This window comes from Lactonifactor sp. BIOML-A5 (assembly GCF_009677585.1).
GTDB lineage: Bacteria > Bacillota > Clostridia > Lachnospirales > Lachnospiraceae > Lactonifactor.
Window position 1 is genome coordinate 1 of record NZ_WKYV01000019.1, and the last position, 22,662, is coordinate 22,662.

Below are 22,662 nucleotides of genomic sequence, written 5' to 3' on the forward strand. Positions count from 1 at the left end.
ATTAACAAGTTCAATACCCTATAGCCTGCATAGTTTCATTTATGGTGGTGCCAAGTGTGCGGGCATGGGGGTTTAGTTTGAACACCCAGAGTTATTCTGTAACTGTAAATAATTCAAAAGAAGCAGAAGGGTTTCAAATTCAATATATTACCGGTATAAAAGAAAATCTTGATGGCACTCTCAGCGCCAAACATAACTCACATATAAAACTGGTGTTATCATATCCTCCCGGATATTTTACGGCAAATGCACCGGAGGGAAAAAAGAATGTGGGTATTGAATTTAGTGATTCGTCTGTTCCAGTGGCAGAAGAAGAAGATCAGACGAAACGTACAATCAGCTATGAATTTACTTATCCGGATAAGCCGATGACTTTGAATGTAGTAGGAGATAAGGAAACAACAGGCCTGATGTATGGGATATATGATGCAACATCCAATCTTCAGCGTGCAGAGCAAGGTTCGAACTGGTGGAAAGCGACAGATGCGAGCGGAGCGTATACAGAGGGACAGCCTTATTATGGGTTTGGAAGCTACAGCGAAGCAGATACCGGAGTATTAAAGGTACGGGGAGGAACAGCAAAAAACGTTAAAATAGAAGGGAAAGAGACACCGGTAAGTATGGCCACCGGATCCTTTGCCAGCGGGCAGGAACTGCACTTTGAATATGCAATTGACCGTGTAAATCAAAATGGAAAGCCGCCATATTTCTTCTGGCCGTCCCCAACCGTGAGTCTTTGCTATTTTTCAAATGGCGCTGACTATGCAAAGGATGCACCTATTACCGAAACCTTCCCCCTCTGGTCTCCTGATTGGATTTATGACCCGGATGCAGGGGGAGCTGCCGTTATATCAAACACCTATACCGCAGCGGTTGGAGCTGAGATTACAATTACAGTTAAAAAATCTATCTATACCGAAGTAGGGACAAGCACTGCGGGGGTAAGATTAAATTATCCTTCTTATCAGGTACATGTAAAGATAGAAAACATGAAAAACAGCTTTTATTTAAGAACACAGGGCGCGGGGAGTGTACAGGGGCCCCATTTTTTCAGAAATCTGGATAATATCTCTCTTGGATTGAACAATAATTTGCCGGACTCCTATTTTCTGGAGGATCATACAGATGAAAAGGGCGGGGATACCGGCACAGTTGGCGAAACAAGCATTAAGAGTGGAGGGATGTTTTTAGACAAACGTGCAGTTTATAATAAAAACATAACCGGTGGAGGCGTTCCCTGGGAGGAGGAAGGAAAACCGTTTTTTAAATTTGGGATTACTCCCAAATGGGGATACACGAATCCAAGAGTGGAAAGCTATGGAGAAGCATCGACGCCTATTATGACGAATAAATCAATTGAAATAGAGAAAAAGGAGCTTGAAAATAAAAACAGCCAGACCACATATCCGGATTTGACTTTGGGGAAATATTCCTGGTTTCATACGTCCCAGGACAGAAGAGATATAAGCCCTTTTCAGTATGTTCTGTTTATGCCGGTTGAAAGCTTGTCCACAAAGCATGATATGCGGGCCATTGATGTGAAAACAGAAAAAATCATAGGAACTGTCACTAATAATGCTGACTATGTGAATGATAACGCCGCTCAAAACTATATTGTGGAGGGGGACGGTATATTTGATTTATTGTTGGAAGACAAGGTTGTGTTTAACCCGGATTTTAAAGCCCCTGAAGAAACAGGCAGGGTATTTGCAGGATTCACTGTAACAATTACGGCTCCGGATAACTTACTGCTGCCGGCAGACTATAAGCTGGAGCTTGCAAAAAGTCTGGATAACTCGGTTTATTTTAAACCCGGTGATATCATCAGCATTTCAGATTTCTTCCGCCGTGATACGGCTGTACTGTTAAAGGCCTGGAACACAAATCATACACTTACGCCAGAAGAACAGAAGCGCCTGAATCTCATTATGTATTCATCCAGGCTGGATGCAAAGATAAACCTTATATACGAGGACGCTGCCAGCAGTCAGGGGCAGAATATCAGCGGGAATGTGAATAAATACCTGCAGGATGTGAGTAAAGACGGAATTATTTATTCAACCCAAAGGGCAGATACAAAAAGTATAAACGTCATAAAAGGGACCAATATTAAGTTTAACAAATTTGCGGAGACCTTCGTGAATTCCGTTGATCAATATACGTATTACCTTAACGAGGAAAATACAACCACTGTTGATAAGGTAACCGTGGATCATCAGGAGATTGCAGCTGTGAAATACGACCGGGGATTAACAGTCAGCTATTTAGATGAGAATGGCACCTCCTTTGCAGGACTCAGTGACGAAACGGTATATAAAACATATACGGGGAGTAATAAGGCTGTCATCAAATTTCCCACCGGAGCACAATGTCCGCCAGGCAAGGCATTTGATTACTGGACAGTCACTGAGCTTAATGACACAGGAAACTGGATACCGAAGCCAGACATTACATTCAGGGAGAGTGATGCACCGCAAGTGTATGAATTCGCCTCCGGCCTAAATGCAAATAATAAAAGTATAAGTCTTCAGGCTGTGTGGAAGGATATTTCTCCTGATTCCTACATATCAATACCGAAAAATATACGGTTAAGTGAAAGCGGGACAAACCTTACACCTGCTGAAGAATTTGCCGGGACAAAAGTAACCATTGCATATCACAGTGTCAATAACAGCGACAAAGATATTAATGTAGATGTTTTAAAGACTTTTGATCTTTCCCTGTCTGCAGACAATACTAAAAAGTTGACGGTTTCTGCGTACGACGCAGACGGAAACCTCTTAACAGCAGCCGGTATCAATGAAAGCTATGCGCGTATCGGTACATTTGGCACAGGGAATCCAAGCCGGGAAATATGGTTCAACACAAAATCTCAGAACGGAAATGAAGTTTATAAAGGGAGTTTTCATATTAGCTCTGATTCAGCGGATGTAGGGCAGGGAACCCTATTTTATATTTCCGCGCCATTATCAGGGGGTGCAACGCGATGAAGAAAATAATAACTGCAGGCATTTTAATTATGCTCCTTGTGATTAACCCATGTACTATATCTGCAAAGGAGAGTGCTGGGAAATACAAAAATACAGGACAAATGGAAGTAACCTATACACCAGATAAAAGACCTCCCATGTTAGAAATAGATAAGGGAAAGGGAGTACATACAGCAAGTGCCCAAACAGGAGATTTCACGGTTTGGATTGGTCTGGAAGTACTGGTAATTGCATCGGCGACGCTGCTGATGTTAATTATATACATTAAAAAAAGGAGAAACAGAGTATGAAAAAAACCAAATTGATGAGTGTATTGGCATTAACAGCCATGATCAGCGCAACAACCGTTCCGGTATCCGCAGCACCGGAAACAGCAACCGCAGGAACAGAGGTAACATATACGGCAAATTCCGCGGCTCCGGATCAGGCGGATTGGCTGGTTTCCTATCCAAAAGAAGCAGTTTTGTCTGACTATAACACAACAGCAGATACGGGGGTTTCATTAAATTTTAAACTGTTGGATAAGCTGGGTTCACAGGATTATAGCGGAGACAGGAGTGTTACGATTTCTGTTAAGAATTATGGGACAGGACTTGACATGGACGGTACGTCAGGCACAGTTGTAATGGGAATTGCGGATGATCAGAGAGCGGAGTTGACTAATCCTAACTTTACAGTGGGAACTATGGTAAAGAAAGGTTCCGGAACTGAAAATGCAAGCACAGGCTACGCATATTTAAAATCAACAACAAACCCGGAAGGAACCTATACAAAAAATGTGACCTTTACCTTTACAGACGATGCTGTTTAGAGTACATTCTGATAAACAAGATGGAGTCAGTCATTTCAAAAGACTGGCTCCTTTTTCAAATAATCAAATAACCGCAAGGGGGAATGACCTATTAAATATAAGATGCGGCCGTTATCGTATGCAAAACGGACATATAAGGACTCTACCGGCAGTCTCTAGAATTATGTAAATGAAGATGAGCTACAGGCGATATATCCAAATGGTGGATTTAAAGTATTTTCGGATATGCATATGTGTGGTAACTCCAAAGCACAGAATTACCTTTCCGGCCAAACTACAGAGATTGGTGTTTATCCTTACAAAAGGAAACAGTCCTGGGCCAAGAGGACTGTGGGATATATACCGGTCACGGATGCAAATGAAGAAGAAGGCTTTATACGGATTATAGGCAATGCATGGCAGAGGGTCCTCTTCCTCATATTAGCAATCCTGGTATGCGCAGCCATATTTTTGGTGGGTGTGTGGTTTGCACAAAGAGATGAGGTTCCTGGTCTGGATAAGACGGCTGTGTCTTATCATATCGACGGTGTTAAGAACACAGATGAAGACTCCATTTTGCTTCCGGGACTGAGCGTACTAAATGGAAAGGCAAATGATACACATATTAAGGCAGTGTTGATGAACCCTGACGGCAATGGCTGTTACTTCAAATATACAATTATACAGAAAGATTCAGAAGAGGTCCTCTACACTTCCGGCCTTATCGAACCCGGAAAAGCTGTAACAGAATTTGATCTTAACAAAAAGCTGAAGGCCGGGAAGTACCCCATCCAAGTTATCGTAGAGACAAATGATTTAAAAAATCCAGAGATAGTTTATAATGCAGGCAATATTGACGCACAGCTTGTAGTTACAGAGGAATGATGCGAGGAGGCACCGATGGAAGATCTATGTAACCAGAAAGAGAAACATGAGGAGATGAAATCCTTTTCAAGTCAAGACAGAAAGGCCGGATATGTGCGGATTAAAAAAAAGACTTTCAGAAAAGTCCTGATTACTGTAATACCGTTACTGTTGTTGGCTGCCGGAGTGCTAATTGCATTGTTATATAACCGCGGACCGGATCTGGACAAAAATGCCATTGCATATCAGCTTCCCGACGGGGTGAAAAATACAGATCCCGATTCCATTCTGCTTCCGGGATTTGATGTCCTTGAGATGAATTATGCAACGCAGAAAGTAGATGCAGCTTTTTTAAATCCGGAAGGGAATGAATGTTTTTTTACTTATTCTGTGACACTTAAAAGTGATGGGACAAGGCTGTATCAAACAGGACTAATAAAACCGGGTACGGCTGTAACAAGCTTTCAGGCAGAGAAAAAATTAGAAAAGGGGGAGTATCCCATTATCATCCTGGTTGAAGCCAGTGACATGAAAGAACCAGAAAAAAAATATAACGGAGGTGCAGTGGAGGCAGTACTGGAGGTGAAGTAAGTGAAGAAGAAATGCTTTTTATTTGTCACAACATTATTTGTTTTACTTATACTTTTAAGCGCCTGCAGCGGAAAAACGAAAGCGGACGAGATCATAGAGGCCGGTCCCGATAAGAGCCTGTCCATAAACAATATTTCCTTTTCAGTGGAAGATATGGACTCCGGCAAAGAGGTTAAACCAGAAGTTCCAAGCGGATACTACCATTATTATGAAGAACAAGAGGGGTATTATTATTATGTTATTTCAGGAAAAGTGGTCAATAAAGGAGCGTATGCATTCGATGCTGAGAATATCAAGATACAAGGTGTCAATGACAGTACAAGCTATGATGGCAGACTCCTTTTTTCAAATCCTGAGGAAAGTGAGTTCATTAAGGAAATCAGGATGAATGAAGAACTGAAGTTTTATTTTATTATACTGATAAAAGACGGTGCGCCTCCTCCTGACAAAATTAATATATTTTATACAAAGGATTTCAAAGTGCCGCAGGAAGACCAGCCATATGATACATTACTTACATGGACACTTCCTTCATTTTGATGTAAAGGAACGGATGGCTCATTGGGGATGGCTTACAGACCCGGAGCTGTGACAGGGACAGTAAAAGAAAGGGTGTAGAATTGAAAACAGATTTATTGGAAAATATAGCAGAGGCATTGGGAATTTATATAAGTGACCTAAGGCATGAAGATATCCAAAAGCAGACACTTTCCTATATTATAGGGTGCAATGGTTATGAAGCAGTAGAGTGGAACAAACTGATCCATTATATGTTTGGTATAAAATGTGATTTCAGCAGTGAGAGCGAAGCAAAGGATTTCTATATCAGAAAGATAGCTGCACCAGTATATCGGAAAATTTGATATTTAAATTTAGCATGTATAAATGGGCATTTTTGTTCGGCGAAAAGTCTGCCTGGGGTATTCCCTCATTCTCCCACGTTTTACCGAATTTAGTAGAGGCTGCTCCATTCCTCGGCAGCAAGGAAACCATTCTCATTGCCCCTATAACAATGTCCCCCATTGTAATTTTTATGTACTTGCTATTGCACTTTGGGCAGTGGTTTAGAGACTGAGATGGGGACTTGTCAAAGTGTTTTAGGTGCGAACCCCCAGTAAACATAGAAGTACTGGGGGATTCGCACCTAAAACAGGAGTACAACTGGTCGCGTAAAGGGGCAAAGGAGAACATGAGAAATTGTATATTTGTGTGGTATTAACAGATTTAAAGTGATAAAATGAAATAAAATTATATATATTTGCTGTCACTGTCTGCGAGGGCAGTGTGGATTGAAATTGGGAATTGGATAGAGGAGGATTCCAATGGAGAAACGTCACTGTCTGCGAGGGCAGTGTGGATTGAAATTATCACTACTCAGCCCTATACGTTTATCGACTTACGTCACTGTCTGCGAGGACAGTGCGTTGTTTTTTGTTATGTTACTAAATCAAATTGAGTTAACATAATCGGGAGGGCATTTGCGCTCCCGAAAGTAACTACAGCAAGTGCAAATAGTCTGTCCACGACAAAGCACAATGTAGTAAAAAATTCTATTTGTATAAACTTTTCCACTTATCAGGTGAAAGTAGAAAGTATTATAAAATGCGGCAATTTTTGGGCATATGGAGCAGTAGCATGAAATATTATGAATAATGCTGGTGAAGAAAAGATAATAAGCCTCTTAATATGTTATAATGGCATAACACACTGCCGCATGAAATATTATGAATAATGTAGGTTTAGAATAGATAATACAAACATTATGTGTTATAATATGTGTTAATTACGGACATAAATTATCTGCCTGTTGTTATTCTTTCATTAAAGTACAGAGAATGGAAAAATAACATAATCAGATAAGCATTAGGTCTGTAAATTAATATCATTAAGGAAGGTGAGCAATTGGAAAACTATACCAAGTATAAGCTAAAGGGGAACGACGAGCTGGCTGAGTTACTGGCTGATAAAGATAAAATGTTCGTCATTGCCTGCAACAAATGCTTCAAGGAATTTCAGACCATTGACGAACCAGATTGCGGTGAATTTGAAAAAATCGCCGCGGAACATGGAAAAACAATCACAGGAAGCGCAAAGGTCGATTTTTTGTGCAACAAAACTCAGACTGAGAGAAAATTACAGGATATGATTCCCGAAGGTACGGAGCATGTTTTTGTAATTTCTTGCGGCTTGGGTATCCAGACAGTTGCAGACGGGGCAAAGGTGCCTGTATATGCGGCAAGCAATACTTTGAACTATACAGGACATCACGGCATGGCGTTGACTAAAAAGCGCTGTGATGCATGTGCCCAGTGCTACCTGAATATAACCGGAGGAGTCTGTCCAATCGTTGACTGCTCCAAAAGTCTGGTCAATGGACAGTGCGGGGGCGCTAAGAATGGAAAATGTGAAGTGGATCCGGACAAAGATTGTGCCTGGGAAAAAATCAATAGTAAATTGGAGAAGCAGGGACGTCTTGAAGAATTTTTGAATCAGCCGGTTCAGTTACGAGACTATTCTAAAGTTAATTTTAATGTTATTAATGAATATGTAAAATCTATCCGTGAGGAAAGGTTTGCAGGCTATTATGGCGGTGTTCATCCATCAGAACGCAAAGGATTCAGCGAGCATATTGCACTGGAAAGATTTCCGGAACCGAAAACGGTTGTCATTTCCATGTCACAACATTTAGGCGCTCCGGCAAATCCTATTGTCCAAGTGGGTGATACAGTGAAGGTCGGTCAGAAGATCGCTGAAGCTGCAGGCTTTATCAGTGCTCCTGTTCATTCTAGTGTCAGCGGAACTGTTGTTGCAATTGAGCCGCGCCTGCATGCTACAAGAGGCAGCGAAGTTATGGCTGTTGTCATCGAATCAGATGGAAAAAATACTCTGTACGAATCTGTAAAACCAAATAAAGATTTAGAAGACCTTACGCCGGATGAAATCATCGAGATTGTTCGAGAGGCCGGGATTGTAGGTATGGGAGGTGCCGGTTTCCCGACATCTGTCAAATTGAAACCGAACAAGCCAATTGAGGCTATTTTGCTCAACGGCTGTGAATGTGAACCGCTTTTGACAGCAGACCATAGAGTGCTTCTGGAGTTTGCAGATGATATTATTTACGGTCTTAAGGCCATGATTAAAACTGTTGACGCTCAGAAAGGTATTATTGTTATAGAGGATAATAAGCCGGATGCTGTTGAACTTATGGAAGCGAAAACTGCTGACTGTGACGAAATCGAAGTTGTAGTGGCTAAGACAAAATACCCCCAGGGTGCTGAAAAGATGCTGATTAAGCATATTATGGGAAGACAGGTACCGCGGGGTGGACTACCGGCAGATGTTGGGGTTGTAGTTAGCAACATCAGCACGGTCAAGGCTGTTTCTGATGCGATTCAGAAGGGCATGCCGCTGATTGAACGTGTTGCTACCATAACCGGTGAAAAGATGAAGAAGCCGGGCAACTACATCGTGAAGATCGGTACCAATGTAAAAGAGCTGATTGACTACTGCGGCGGATTCACAGATGATGATGTTATGGTCAAGATGGGCGGACCAATGATGGGGTTTGCTCTATCAGATTTGAATGTACCAATGATGAAAGGCTCCAATGGAATCATTGCTATTGACACTGATCAGACACAGGAGATGTCATGTATCAAATGCGGACGCTGTGTGGACGTGTGTCCGATGGAGCTTGCTCCGCTGTATTATGCAAAACTAGCAGACGAGCAGAAATGGCAGGATATGCGTGACAGAGATGTCATGGATTGTATTGAGTGCAGGAGCTGTGAATATATATGTTCCTCCAAGATTCCATTAGTCAGCAAAATTAAGGCTGGAAAAAATGCGATAAGGGAGATGAAGTGATATGTTAATTACCCAATTAAAAGCAAAGGAAACTATCGTATCACTGGTGGGCGGAAAGAAAGTTTTTATCATTAACTGCCAGGGATGCAAAGAAGTTCATTTCCCGGAAAAAGAAGCCGCAGAATTTCAGAAAGAGCTGGCTGACGACGGGAATGTGACAGGAATCATTACAACTGACTATATTTGTAATCCGGAAAATATGAAGCTGCGTCTTCAGAAGCATATGAGTGCAATTGAAGCTGCAGATGTGGTGTTGGTATTCTCCTGCGGCGTCGGTGTACAGACAATTGCCGAGTACCTGGAGGATAAAAAGGTATGTGCAGCATGTGATACATATCCATTGCCGGGATTCCAGGGTGTGACACCTTTAGAATATGACTGCGATCAGTGCGGAGAATGTTATCTGAACATCACTGGCGGTATCTGTCCGATTACCGCTTGCTCCAAAAGTCTGGTCAACGGACCATGCGGGGGTACCAAAAACGGCAAATGCGAAGTGGACGGAGATATGGAATGCGGCTGGGAGCGTATTTACAGACGCCTTGCACAGCTTGGACGTCAGGATGCACTGAAATGTCCGGTACAGGTACGTAATTATGCAACCGATGATGAAGTGTCTAAACAAACAGAGAACTGTTAAAATTCATGTGACTATTCAGCGGGTAGTATCCCGCGTGGTAACTATGATGGGACTGAATGGTTACAAATTTATAATGATTAGGAGTAAGGGAGAATGAATATTACTGAATTATTTCAACGTGGTGAATTTGTAGTTTCTGCAGAAGTAGGACCGCCGAAAGGAACCAATATTGACCATCTTGTAGAAGAAGCAAAGACTTATCTGACCGGTGTTACAGCGGTGAACGTAACAGATAACCAGTCTTCCGTTATGCGTCTGGGCTCTCTGGCGACATGTAAGGTATTGAAGGATGAAGGACTAACACCAATCTATCAGTTGACCTGCCGTGACAGAAACCGTATCGCACTGCAGTCAGATCTTTTGAGCGCAGCTATGTTAGGAATTGAAAACCTGCTGCTCTTAACCGGAGATCACACCAAGATGGGAGATCATCCCCAGGCTAAACCAGTTTTTGATCTGGATTCTGTTTCCCTGATTCATACAGTAAAAATGCTGGAATCAGGCTATGACCTTGGCGGAAATGAGCTGGTGGGAGAACCTCCTAAGTTTGCAAAGGGTGCAGTAGTATCACCCTGCAGTGATTCTGTTGACGCACAGCTTGCAAAGATGGAACGAAAAGTAATGGCTGGTGCTGACTACTTCCAGACGCAGGCAGTTTATGAACCTGAAAAATTCATTGAATTTATGGAAAAGGCAAAACAGTTTGGAAAACCTGTTCAGCTGGGTATTGTAATTCCGAAATCTGTGGGAATGGCAAGGTTCATGAACGCGAATGTAGCAGGTATCCATGTTCCGGAATCAATGATCGACGAACTGAAAGCCGATAAAGAAAAAACAAAAGCAGGTATCACTGGTGTTGAGATCGCTGCACGTATTATCAAAGAGTGTAAACCATACTGTCAGGGTGTACATATCATGGCATTGGGTTGGGAATCTAAAATACCGGATCTTCTTAAGCTGGCCGGAATTTAATATTCTAAGGACTGTCAGTTAATACGGAGTTTTAGTCCTTGTAGTATATAATAAGAACATTCCGGCAGGAATCAGGAGTAGTTATACTTGATTTTCCTGCGGGAGTGTTCTTTTTCTTTCATCTAAAAATATACTGACGATGGGAATATGATAAAAATAATGGCCCTAATTTAAAAAGGAACTGTCAAAGCCCTAAGATAAGTGACGAGAACTTGAGAATGTTGAGAAGCTATTGTATATTTATCGAGAAAGAAGAAGGCAGTAAATCTTACACATTATTTGGTGCGAATGTCAAGTGCACATAAAAATACTGGGAGATTCGCACCAAGATAATTGAAAAATAGTTATCATTAAGGGGCCAAAAGGTTAAGGGAAAACTTTAAAATTGTTTAGTATTAATAAATAAATGGAAGATAATGCAAATGTTATTGTGCATTTTTGCTGTCACTGTCCGTGAGGGCAGTGTGAATTGAAATAATGGTGGTTACTGTGAAGGAGAAAGGCTTAAAGTCACTGTCCCCGAGAACAGCTGATTATAAAAACATCGGACTACGCAGATTGTGGATGGCAGCAGATATGATTGCCGGAGACCTGATTTGTTCTAAAGATTTTTTCATGAGCTTCTTATAAAATAATTTAATAAATTAAGACAGGGGCAGCTGAATCCTCTGGGCAGTGAGCTAAGAGCTGGTATCATAAATGTGATACTGGCTTTTTTTGATGGAAAAATGCACAAAGGAACATAAACATCCGGATGTGCCGAAGCAAAAATAACGTATATGGATGTGTGCTTAGAAAGAAATACGGTAAAAGTACTAAATATATGGTTAAACACTCCCCGAAAAAGTGAAAAAGTATACAGTCAGAATTAAAAAGTGAAAGAGACAAAAATTAAAAAGTGTTAGGATTACACCATAAGATAACAATACAGGACGGAGGAGAGTTAGATGAGAGAGAACAGATTCTCTTTAGATGGAAAAGTGGCCCTGGTTACAGGGGGAGCTTATGGAATTGGGTTCGCCATGGCTCGGGCGTTGGCAGAAGCAGGGGCACAAATTGCTTTTAACTGCAGGAGCAAAGAGCACAGGGATCAGGCGCTGGAAGCATATAACCAGGTTGGGATCGCGGCTCAGGGATATCTCTGTGACGTGACACAGGAGGAAGAGGTACGGGCTATGACCGCAGAGATCGCAAAGTCTCTGGGAACGGTAGATATACTGGTTAACAATGCAGGGATTATTAAGCGGATCCCTATGCATGAAACCAGCGTAGAGGAATTTCGGAAGGTAGTAGATATAGACCTAAATGCTCCCTTTATTGTGGCAAAAGCAGTAATTCCCGGCATGATAGAAAAAGGACACGGTAAGATTATTAATGTGTGTTCTATGATGAGCGAGCTGGGACGGGAGACTGTGTCTGCCTATGCTGCGGCAAAGGGAGGGCTTAAGATGCTTACAAAGAACATTGCATCAGAATACGGAGCATACAACATACAGTGCAACGGGATCGGACCGGGTTATATTGCAACCCCTCAGACAGAGCCACTGAGAAGGATGCAGGAGAATGGGGAGAGACACCCCTTTGATCAGTTTATTATCTCCAGGACACCGGCCTCACGCTGGGGTACTCCGGAAGATTTGGCAGGTCCGGCTGTCTTTCTGGCATCTTCGGCGTCTGACTTTGTAAACGGACATATTCTGTATGTGGATGGAGGCATCCTTGCATATATCGGAAAGCAGCCCTAGAGGCGGAAGCGTTCAGAATCATGGAAAAGAGGAAAAAAAGATGAGAGCAGCAAAGCTTATAAGCGCAGGAAAGATTGAGATAGAGGAGACAGAGAAACCGGTGATCCGGCATCCGGGCGAGGTACTGGTAGAAGTGAAAGCCGTGGGAATCTGCGGAACGGACTTACATATTTTTCGGGGGGAGAGGGATGATGTAGAGCTTCCCCGTGTTATGGGACATGAATTATCCGGTATCGTAAGAGAGACAGGAACACAGGTGACCCGGGTGAAGACAGGCGACAGGGTGGTTTTGGATCCGGTGTTTGCCTGTGGAGAGTGTAAAACCTGTAAAAGCGGCCATGTGAATGTGTGCAGCAGCGTAAAGTGCTATGGCGTGCAGATGGACGGTGGATTTCAGGATTATATTGTTGTAGAGGAGAGCCACCTCTATCCTTTTGGAGAAGATGTTTCATTTGAATCGGCAGCTTTGGCAGAACCATTTTCTATTGCCGCTAATATAGTGGCGAGGACCGGGGTTATACCTGAAGATAAAGTGGTGGTTATTGGAAGCGGGACCATTGGACTTTGCATTGTACAAGCCATAAAAGGGATTGGCGCAGCGGTTCTGGTATCGGATGTGGTTGAGTCAAAACTGTCCAGAGCGAAGGAAGCCGGTGCGGACGACACTGTAAACAGCAGAACACACTCTCTGGAGGATGCGGTTGAGCGGTTTGCGCCTGGAGGTGCGGACGTGGTGATAGATGCGGTAGGGATTGCGGCCCTGACCGAGCAGATGCCTGACCTGGCAGCGCCGGCCGGCCGGCTGGCCGTCATTGGGTTTGACGGAGCGCCTGCAGGGATACCGCCGGTTAAAATTACGAAAAAGGAACTGACGATTGTGGGATCCAGGATGAACTGCCGCAGATTTCCGAAGGTGATGGAGTGGCTCAGAGAGGGAAAAATCAACGAAGATCTTATGATTTCCAGGAAATATCCGGTGGAAGAGATTCAGAAGGCGTTTGAAGAAACCCTGGCGGACGGGCAGGATACGGTCAAAACTTTGATTTTGTTTTAGAAATATGAGCAGAGGGCTGACGGAACAAGGAGTGTCCCCGAACGAAGGAGGTAGAAAATGAAGAAAAAAATATTTGGAAAAAGCGCCCGGCCGTATCTGATGCTGCTTCCCACATTTGCGATTATTGGGATATTTATGCTGTATCCGATTTTAAATACATTTTTTCTGAGTACACAGAATCATGTACTCACGAATATGAAGGACGCAGGGTTTGTGGGGCTGGACAATTTCAAAACTCTGCTGCAGGATGAGACGTTTATAAAGGCAGCAGGCAATTCTCTCTGGTGGACGGTAGTAAATGTGGGGCTGCAGGCGTTTTTTGGCCTTCTGGTTGCCCTGCTGCTGAATATGAAATTTAAAGGGAGAGGATTATTCCGTGCCCTGATGTTTACACCTTGGGCGGTGGGCGGTATTCTGGTAGCCCTAATCTGGAGCTTTATGTTTAATGAAAGTGTTGGAGTAGTGGGAGACCTTCTGATGAAATTTGGGATACTGGATCATCGTATGTCATGGTTTTCCGATGGAACACTTTCCATGTGGGCTCTGACGATTGCAAATACCTGGAGGGGGATTCCCTTTTTTGCTATCAGCATTCTTTCAAGTCTTCAGACTATATCCGTTGAGGTATATGAATCTGCTGATGTAGACGGGGCAAATGCCTGGACAAAGTTCTGGAAGATAACACTGCCGCTTATCAAGGATACCTTACTGCTGACGATCTTACTCCGTACAATCTGGACCTTGAATGTGGTAGATATCATCTATGGAATGACAAAGGGGGGACCCAATTTCTCAACCCTTACGATTCCTGTATATATCATGATGGTGTTCAATGATACTCTGGATGCAGGATATGCTTCGGCTATGGCTGTACTGATGATTCTGGCCCTGCTGATCTTTTCTGCCATCTATCTTAAGGTAGGAAAATACGGAGAGGAGGAGTACTACTGATGAATAAAAAGGTAAAAAAGAGACTGAGTAAAATCTTTGGCTGCTATCTTCCCATTATACTGTTTACGGCTTTTATTATCTTCCCTTTCTACTGGTTTTTATGTACTTCGCTGAAGGAAGAGGGCAGTATTATGGAACTCCCTATCCGATATCTGCCCACCCCGTTTACTTTGGACAACTATAAGAATATGCTGGCCAGTATGGGATTTGATAAATACTTTGTGAACAGTCTGATTGTCTCAGTGGTGACTACAGTCATCATTATGATTGTGTCAATCTGGGGAGGATTTGCAATCTCAAGATACAAGTTCAGAGGCAAAAAGCTTACGTTCTTTATGCTCCTGATTACACAGATGCTGCCAGGTGTTGTAATATTGATTCCACTGTTTACTATATTTAACAAACTGGGTCTGATCAACAATCTCTGGTCTCTGATTATTACGAATACTACGGTAAACCTGCCGTTCTGTATGATTATGATGAGCGGATTCTTTTCAGGGATTCCGGCAACCCTGGAGGAGGCTGCTCAGATTGACGGATGTTCCATCTGGAAAGCCATATTTAAGATAGTAGTTCCATCCATCATGCCTGGAGTGGTATCCAGCAGTGCGTTTGCTTTCGTGAATTCCTGGAATGAGTTTGTATATGCTCTGAATTTTATTAATGACTCCAGTAAGTTTACCCTTCCGGTTGGACTGAGTATGATGAAAGGTGAGTTCACGGTAAATTATGGGGGACTGGCTGCCGGAACTATAGTTGCACTGATACCGGTACTGCTGATATTCTGCTACATTCAGAAATATCTGGTAGAGGGGATGTCTGCCGGAGCTGTGAAGGGTTAACACAATAACCATAAGGAGAATAAAACGATGAGGTATAAAGAAAACTGGGAAGAGACAAAGGAAAAATGGCGCCGGTACTGGAAACATGAGAATACAGGAAGACCTCTCATGTGCGTCATAGCCAGAAAACCGGAGATTGAGGAGGCGGCTCAAACTATGGAAGCTGCCGACGTGTGCCGCAGTGAGGGGCGGTATTACCGTCTTCCGGAAGAACTGAACTGTAAAAATCCCGAGGAAAAATATCTGAACGCAGAAAAAATAGTGGGAAGATATCGGCATTTTTGTGAAACCCATGAGTTTCTGGGGGAAAGCTTTCCCAATATGAATGTGGATTTCGGGCCGGGAAGTCTGGCGGCGTATCTTGGCGCAGACATTGTATTTAACGATGATACCATTTGGTTTGAACCCTGCATTGACGATTGGGATGGCCAGCCGCCCTTTGCATTCCGGGAGGATAACCCGTGGTTTAAGCGTCATATGGAACTGACAAAGGAGTGTGTGGCGCTGGCTGGGGATGACTTTTATGTCTGTATTCCGGATTTGATGGAGAATCTGGATGTGATAGCAGCGCTGAGAGGCCCCATGCCAATGATTTACGACTTGATAGAGGAACCGGAAGAAATTGAAGCCCGGGTAAAACAGATTGGGGATCTCTACTTTGAATACTATGACAGATTTTATGAACTTGTGAAGAACCAAAAGGATCAGGGCAGTGCCTATATGGTATTCCAAATCTGGGGGGAGGGAAAGACAGCTAAACTGCAGTGCGATTTCGGCGCCATGATATCCCCGGATCATTTCCGGAAATTTGTATTGGATTCTCTGAAGGAACAGGCGTCAAAGCTGGATCAGGTGGTTTACCATCTGGACGGCCCGGACAATATCAAGCACCTGGATGCAATTCTTGAAGTAGAGGGCATCGATGCAATTCAGTGGACAAGCGGGGATGCAGGCCCTGACGGAACCCTGGAAAAATGGGATGAGATTTATGATAAGGCCATAGCCGCTGGAAAATCTATATGGGTGAAGGTATATAGCGGGGAATTTGAAGACTGGCTGACCAATGCGGACAGGCTGGTAAAACGTTACGGCTCTCACAGTTTATTTCTGCATTTTCCGGAAATGTCTAAGGAACAGGCAGATTGCCTTCTGGATTATGCGGAAAAGAACTGGCGGGATATAGAAGGAACATTTAAAATAAAAGAGTAAAGGAGAATTGGAATGAGAAAGAAAAGACTTATGGGGTTACTTCTGACAGGAGTACTGAGTATGACAATGCTGGCAGGCTGCGGAGGCGATAGCGGGGACAAGGAATCTTCCGGGAGCAAGGACGATGGAAAGCAGCAGGAGGCATCCGGGGAAAAACAAACCATCGAATTCTGGTATCATGATGGGAATCCTACATCTAATCCAATTTTTGAGGAGCTGATTAAACGATTTGAGGATAAATATCCTCAGTATGAGGTGAAGTATGTAGGACTGCCTGCTGACTCCTACCTGCAGAAGTACAATACCGCAGTGGCTACTAATACTGTGCCGGACGTAGTGAGTATTCGGGATATGGACGTTTCCTCATTTATAAATCAGGACGCCCTGATGTGCCTGGACGAAGTGTATGATGAATTTTCTGAAAAAGAGAATCTGAATGAGGCAGTAATCGAGGCAACTCGTCTATGTTCCATTGATAAGAAGCTGTATTGTCTGCCCCAGTATATTACTACAGATATTTCCTGGTGCAATACGCAGCTTATGAAGGAAAAAGGCATTGAAGTTCCGAAGACATTGGATGAGTTTATGGCTGACTGTGAAAAATATGCAGATCCGGACAATGGTTCTTATTTCTACTCCCTGAGAGGCGGAGCCGGTTCTATGGAGAATCTGTTTGACTTTATTTTTACCTATGCAGATCAGGACAGCATGTTCGACGAAGAAGGAAACTGCGTGCTTTCCCAGCCTATTTTTGCCGAGGCCATGGACATGTATGCAAGTATATACTGGAATGGATGGACTTCTAAGGACAGTGTAACCAACAGCTTTAAAGAAATGGTAGCTGAGTTCGGTTCTAAGACCAGTATGTATATCAGTCACAATTCATCCTCCCTTGCTGAGCATAAAAAGAATCTGGGGGAAGGAAACTTTGAAAATGTCATTGCACCCGCGAATAAACAGGGAAATGTGGTAACTAAGAATTTGTCTTTCACCGGATATTCCGTGATGGAAAATGCTAAAAATAAGGAGGGGGCCATTGCGTTTATTGAATATCTGGTATCCTGTGAGGGAGCTTCTTATCTCTGTGAGCAGGAGGGCAGAGTTCCTATCAATAATTTGATTTATGATGAAGAATGGTATAAAAACGATCCTTACAACGGCATTTACAGGGAATTGATGGAGGCGGAAAATGTAAAATTCCTTACCCATCCGGTATGGCTTACCCAGTGGAATGAATTCAGAAGCAAATATCAGGAACCTGGATTCCAGGCCGTACTGCTGAAGGAGAAGACATCGGAGGAAGTCTTAAAAGAGTGGGCAGATTATCTGACCGCAGCGCAGAAAGAATATCTGGAGGCAAATAAATAAAGTGATGGAAAAGGTAGATTATAGAAAAGCTTACCAAAAAAAAGTAAGATTTGTCCGGGCAGAACTATACAGATTTCAGCCGCTGAAGCTGCCGAGGGAGTTCTGGGATTCTACAGGGGGACCGTTTGATACGGTTCCCGTGGATGCCTGGCTGATCTTGTACAACCAAAACGGTACGGCCGGGCAGTGTCCCTGCTCGGAAAGGATGAAGCAGTTTTTGAAGCTCATTACAGGAAATGGAGAAAAAAGCTATGAGGACTGGTACCATATGCTCTACTGGGCAGTCCGAAACTGCGGTTTTTCAAGCGAAGCAGCACTGGAGCTGGGAAGACTGGATCTGGCTTTTCATGATATGATGGCAAAAGAAGAAAATCTTCCTCTCCACCGATTCCTGGGAGCTGACAGAGACTGGGTTGAAGTGTATGCCAGCGGATGCGGTACGAATCTGACAGACCGGGAGATGGAAGAGGAAATAAAATCTTATCAGGCTGGAGGGTACACCACGTTTAAGATGAAGTGTGCCGGTTCTTTTGGCACCTGTATTGACAGGGATGTGGAGCGTGTTCGGATGGTCCGCTCCCTGCTTGGCCGGGAGGCAAGGCTGGCCATAGATGTGAATCAGCTGTGGAATGCAGAGGAAGCGCTGAGATTTGCGGACAAAGTGGAGAAGTTTGATATTGCCTGGTTTGAGGAGCCGGTTCATTCCTATGATATGACAGAGCTTGCCAAACTGACGAAACTGTCGCCGATTCCCATAGCTATGGGGGAGTCACCCAGATGCTATTATCCTATGGAATCCTATGTAAGGGCGGGAGTTGCTCAGCTGCAGCCGATTCCCAGCAATCTCAGCTCGGTGGAGGACTGGATGAAGACAAAGCGGCTGGCCGTGGAGCATAATCTGGAACTTACGTCCGGGGGATATTCCCATCTGACGGCTTCCTTTATCGCAACGGGCAGACAAGAGGATATGGTGGAGTATCTGATTCCTGTTATGCAGCCATTTTACGAGATTATGGAACTAAGACCGGAGGAGAAGAACGGCAGGTTTTATCTTCCCCAGGAACCGGGAATTAGTATGTCCCCTGACATCCGGGGGCTTGAACGAAGCGGCATGCTGAGCGGTAAGGAGTATTTTTGATATAAGCCTGAACTAGAAAATATTTATAGTGGCATAGAATGTGGGCACACAGATGAGGCTGCCTGACAGAAAAAGGAGGATTTGTTTTTCTGTCAGGCTGTGCCTCTATTTGGCGTTTTCGGACAAAAGAGGTCAGGAGGAGAACACTGATGAAAAGATGGATGGAATGGTTTCAGAACCATTCGCTGCGTTTTAAAATGGTGGTGCTGCTGTTTGCGGTAGTGGTTGTACTTCAGGTGTTTAACGGGCTTGTATTTACCTCTATTGTGTCAAATAAATTTGAGGAGAATATATCGGAGTCAAATTTAAAAACGGTGCAGCAGATGGCTATTAATCTGAACCAGGCCATGGAGGATATTGTAGATGAGATGGTTCCCATACGGGACGAGGTGCTCAGCCGGCAGATTCTCAATGACGGAGAAGAGGATTCCAACGATTATATCAGCCAGTATATAGTATATCAGGGAATGTTTAATCAACTCATAGCAGCAGATAATAACTATCAGTTCATAAATTCCATGCTGATTCTCAACGGCAGCCAGAACTATACCTTTGTACTGGACGAGTATCTCAAGCTCAACGGGGAGCCCCTTTTTGAGAAAATTCTTAAAGACAACAAGATGACAAAGCAATGTCAGTGGGGAGCGCCTGTTCCGGACAGCTACTTTTTTTCTAGAGATAAGGAACAGGTAATCAGTATCATAATGCCGGTTTACAGATACGGGGAGGTAAAAAGTATGCTGATTGTAAATCTCAGAGAGGAGGCAATCCGCAAATATCTGGAGAAGCTTGGAGGGGGCGACAGTACACTGATGCTTCAATTTGACAGAGATAATGCAGTGTTTGGACAGCCTGAACAGTGGGAAAGATTTACCCCTGAGGAGCAGAAGACATTGATGAAGTTTGAAGGCTGGGAGGAAGTAGAGGAGATTGGCAGCAGCGTTGCTATGAGCAGCCTGCTGTCCGTGAACCAGTGGAAGATTTCTATGGTTACAGCCAAAAGCAGTATCAGCAGCAGTGCAAAGGTACTCTCGCAGTATATTATTGTAATCATATTTACCACAGGGATCGTGCTTTTTGTGTGCGTATCCTATATTGTATTTATTGTTACGAAGCCAATCAAAAAAATGACGGAAACCATAGAGGCGAACCGGCATACCAGGCAGATCACCCATCGCTTTCACCCCAGATACAGAGATGAGGTAGGGGTGCTTGCAGCAGCATACAATCAGCTGATGGATGAGATTCAGCAGCTGATGGCGGATATTGAAAAAGAGCAGATACAAAGCCGGAAGAATTATGTGAAAATGCTGCAGATGCAGATAAAGCCGCATTTCTTATATAATACTCTGGAGGCAGCCAAATTCCTGGTGGAGATGGGGGACCCCAACGGAATTGAAATGCTTACTACGGTAGGAAAATTTTACAAACTAAGTCTCAGCGGAATCTATGATCAGGTAACCATCCGGGAGGAGACAGAACATCTGACTTGTTATCTCCAGATTCTCAAACTCAGGTACAATTCGAAATATGAGTATTCCGTAGAGGTGGATGAAAAAATCATGGAGAATGAAATTATCAAGTTTTCCCTTCAGCCGCTGGTGGAAAATGCAGTATACCATGGGATCAAGCGGCAGAGAAAAAAGGGATTTATTAAAGTCCTGGGGTATCAGGAAGAGAATATGATTGTTCTTGCAGTATGGGACAATGGTGCGGGAATAGAAAAAGAGAAGCTGGAAGCACTTCAAAAGAAACTCGGATTTGCGGAGAATATTCAGACGGCGGACCACATTGGGGTCATGAATGTACACCAGAGAATCCGGATGCAGTATGGAGAACCCTACGGGCTTTCCATCAGCAGTGAAGAAGGGGTATTTACAAGAGCGGAAGTAAGGCTTCCTGTGAGAAAAATGCGGGATTGAAAGGGGTGGCGGGCATGTATAAACTTTTAATTGCAGATGATGATGAGATCATCTGCAGAGGATTGGGGACTTGTATTCCTTGGGAGGAGAATAATATTGAGATAACGGGGCTCGTCTATGACGGAGAGATGGCTCTGGAGTGTGTGGAGCGTGAGAAACCGGATATTGTGATTGTTGATATTAATATGCCCTTTATGGATGGGATTGAGTTTTCTTATGCTGTGAGGCAAAACTATCCTGAGATAAAAATAATAATGCTGACGGCATACAAAGAATTCGCGTATGCACAGAAGGCAGTCAAACTTCAGGTGTTTGAATATCTCACAAAGCCTTTTACCAATGAGGAAGTGCTGGAGGCTGTGAGGCGTGCGGCAGATGCATTGGAGGAAGAGAGAAATTACCGAAGCAGGATACAGAGAAACCTGGGGATGATTCAGGAAAAGAATCTGGAGGAGCTGACTCTCTACGGGACTGTAGAAGAAGAGACTATAAAAAACAGCGGAATCTGTTCCCCTGAAAATTATTTCCAGGCGGTTATCTTGTATCTGAGAAGGATACCCGGTGAAAAAGAGGGCGGAAAACATGCATTGATTGAGGATGAGGTGGCGCTGCGCATGGCGGCCGATAAGCTGCGGACACTGATAAGCAGGGAGAAAGACTGCAGCCTGTTCCTGCAAAGCAACCGGATTGTATTAGTATTCGAATATAAGGACAGAAACGCAGGCAAAAAAGTTAGAGAACGCATTACCGGGATAATGGGGGAAATTGCTAAAGAGGATACTGTATTTCTTGCAGGAGGCGTTGGCAGGGTATGTCATGGCGCTGAGAGACTGCCGTCCTCTTACCAGGAAGCGGTCTACGCATTGGAGCAGCGGTATGGCTATGGAAACCGGAGCGTCATTCTGTACACGGAGGTTCAGGGCAAGGCGGCGGAGTATGACGTGGAACTTCCCGCTGTCAGAAAAAGGCTGCAGGAGGGCGTGCAGCAGCGAAGTTCGGAAAAAATACGTCAGGAAGTGGAATGCTTGTTTCAGAAATTAAAAAGAACAGAGAGGGCAAACTTGCCGTCAGTACAGTTCCTGCTTGTAGAGCTTCTGCGGTTTTGCTGGGAAATGACGGAAGAGGGAGAGTTGTATGAAACCTTTCTGAAACAGTATGGACAGCTGTTCTCCAGGATGATAGCCGCCAGGAATCTGTGGGAACTAAGAGAAGCGGCAGATATGTATTTTAATAATTTATACAGCTATTTAGACGCTCAGAATACTACAGACATAGAAAAACGGGTAAACCAGGCAGTAGAATTTATTAAAGAGAACTTTCCGGATCCGGATCTAAATTTGAATGATGTGGCCAGACATGTGAACCTGAGCGCCAGCTATCTTGGCAATTCGATCAAAAAGTATAAGAAAACGTCGTATGTCAGTCTGCTAAACCAAATCCGCATTGACAATGCCAAAAAGCTGCTGGCAAGACCGGACATTAAAACCTATGAGGTGGCATTTCTGGTGGGATTCAATTCTTCCCAATACTTTAGCAGCAGCTTTAAAAAGAGTACGGGAATGACTCCCGGGGCGTACCGGGAGAGTGCGTTTGCAAAGCAGAATGGTGTTGGGTAGTTGGTTGAGATCTGCATATTTGCTTATGGAATCGTATACTATAATGAAATTAAGCGCCACGGAGAAGGGGGGAAAGACATTGGGGAGGACTAAGAAAGTACTC

At 43.7% G+C, this 22,662-nt stretch carries 19 protein-coding genes; all 19 read left to right on the plus strand.

The window, feature by feature from the left end; all coding sequences use genetic code 11:
* The first annotated feature begins 269 nt into the window (after positions 1 to 269).
* Complete coding sequence (locus GKG41_RS14890) at positions 270 to 2,990, plus strand: hypothetical protein (protein WP_154259995.1); 2,721 nt, start codon at positions 270 to 272, stop codon at positions 2,988 to 2,990.
* A complete protein-coding gene (locus tag GKG41_RS14895; RefSeq protein ID WP_154259997.1) occupies positions 2,987 to 3,280 on the plus strand; it encodes a hypothetical protein in 294 nt (97 codons plus the stop codon). Before GKG41_RS14890 ends, GKG41_RS14895 begins: the two co-directional genes overlap by 4 nt.
* Positions 3,277 to 3,801: a hypothetical protein gene (locus GKG41_RS14900; protein ID WP_154260000.1), complete on the plus strand. Its 525-nt coding sequence runs from the start codon at positions 3,277 to 3,279 to the stop codon at positions 3,799 to 3,801. Before GKG41_RS14895 ends, GKG41_RS14900 begins: the two co-directional genes overlap by 4 nt.
* Positions 3,802 to 4,131: 330 nt before the next feature.
* Positions 4,132 to 4,665 (plus strand): hypothetical protein, encoded by a 534-nt coding sequence (locus tag GKG41_RS14905; RefSeq protein WP_154260002.1) that lies wholly within the window; start codon positions 4,132 to 4,134, stop codon positions 4,663 to 4,665.
* 15 nt (positions 4,666 to 4,680) lie between these two features.
* Positions 4,681 to 5,235 (plus strand): hypothetical protein, encoded by a 555-nt coding sequence (locus GKG41_RS14910; protein ID WP_154260003.1) that lies wholly within the window; start codon positions 4,681 to 4,683, stop codon positions 5,233 to 5,235.
* Positions 5,236 to 5,775, plus strand: a complete 540-nt coding sequence (locus tag GKG41_RS14915) for a hypothetical protein (RefSeq protein ID WP_154260006.1) — start codon at positions 5,236 to 5,238, stop codon at positions 5,773 to 5,775. It begins immediately after the preceding gene.
* A gap of 80 nt (positions 5,776 to 5,855) precedes the next feature.
* The gene (locus tag GKG41_RS14920) at positions 5,856 to 6,098 is read left to right on the plus strand and encodes a hypothetical protein (RefSeq protein WP_154260008.1); all 243 of its coding nucleotides are present in this window, start codon (positions 5,856 to 5,858) and stop codon (positions 6,096 to 6,098) included.
* 1,039 nt (positions 6,099 to 7,137) lie between these two features.
* Positions 7,138 to 9,102 carry an electron transport complex subunit RsxC gene (gene rsxC / locus GKG41_RS14925; RefSeq protein ID WP_154260011.1) on the plus strand — a complete coding sequence of 655 codons (1,965 nt, stop codon included), beginning with the start codon at positions 7,138 to 7,140 and terminating at the stop codon, positions 9,100 to 9,102.
* A gap of 1 nt (position 9,103) precedes the next feature.
* Complete coding sequence (locus tag GKG41_RS14930) at positions 9,104 to 9,742, plus strand: methylenetetrahydrofolate reductase C-terminal domain-containing protein (protein WP_072849480.1); 639 nt, start codon at positions 9,104 to 9,106, stop codon at positions 9,740 to 9,742.
* 93 nt (positions 9,743 to 9,835) lie between these two features.
* A complete protein-coding gene (locus tag GKG41_RS14935; protein WP_154260013.1) occupies positions 9,836 to 10,714 on the plus strand; it encodes a methylenetetrahydrofolate reductase in 879 nt (292 codons plus the stop codon).
* A 947-nt stretch (positions 10,715 to 11,661) separates the two neighbouring features.
* Positions 11,662 to 12,459, plus strand: a complete 798-nt coding sequence (locus GKG41_RS14940; RefSeq protein ID WP_154260015.1) for a gluconate 5-dehydrogenase — start codon at positions 11,662 to 11,664, stop codon at positions 12,457 to 12,459.
* 40 nt (positions 12,460 to 12,499) lie between these two features.
* On the plus strand, positions 12,500 to 13,513 hold the full coding sequence (locus GKG41_RS14945) for an alcohol dehydrogenase catalytic domain-containing protein (protein WP_154260017.1): 1,014 nt from the start codon (positions 12,500 to 12,502) through the stop codon (positions 13,511 to 13,513).
* Positions 13,514 to 13,570: 57 nt separating this feature from the next.
* Positions 13,571 to 14,464: a sugar ABC transporter permease gene (locus GKG41_RS14950; RefSeq protein ID WP_154260020.1), complete on the plus strand. Its 894-nt coding sequence runs from the start codon at positions 13,571 to 13,573 to the stop codon at positions 14,462 to 14,464.
* Positions 14,464 to 15,306: a carbohydrate ABC transporter permease gene (locus GKG41_RS14955; protein WP_154260022.1), complete on the plus strand. Its 843-nt coding sequence runs from the start codon at positions 14,464 to 14,466 to the stop codon at positions 15,304 to 15,306. Before GKG41_RS14950 ends, GKG41_RS14955 begins: the two co-directional genes overlap by 1 nt.
* Positions 15,307 to 15,333: 27 nt before the next feature.
* Entirely contained in the window at positions 15,334 to 16,515 is a 1,182-nt protein-coding gene (locus GKG41_RS14960) for a trimethylamine corrinoid protein 2 (RefSeq protein WP_154260024.1), read from the plus strand.
* A gap of 12 nt (positions 16,516 to 16,527) precedes the next feature.
* The gene (locus GKG41_RS14965; protein ID WP_154260026.1) at positions 16,528 to 17,883 is read left to right on the plus strand and encodes a sugar ABC transporter substrate-binding protein; all 1,356 of its coding nucleotides are present in this window, start codon (positions 16,528 to 16,530) and stop codon (positions 17,881 to 17,883) included.
* A gap of 4 nt (positions 17,884 to 17,887) precedes the next feature.
* Entirely contained in the window at positions 17,888 to 19,021 is a 1,134-nt protein-coding gene (locus GKG41_RS14970; RefSeq protein ID WP_226902320.1) for an enolase C-terminal domain-like protein, read from the plus strand.
* Between the two features lie 149 nt (positions 19,022 to 19,170).
* Positions 19,171 to 20,943, plus strand: a complete 1,773-nt coding sequence (locus tag GKG41_RS14975; protein ID WP_154260030.1) for a sensor histidine kinase — start codon at positions 19,171 to 19,173, stop codon at positions 20,941 to 20,943.
* A gap of 14 nt (positions 20,944 to 20,957) precedes the next feature.
* Positions 20,958 to 22,559: a response regulator gene (locus tag GKG41_RS14980; protein WP_154260032.1), complete on the plus strand. Its 1,602-nt coding sequence runs from the start codon at positions 20,958 to 20,960 to the stop codon at positions 22,557 to 22,559.
* Positions 22,560 to 22,662 lie beyond the last annotated feature (103 nt).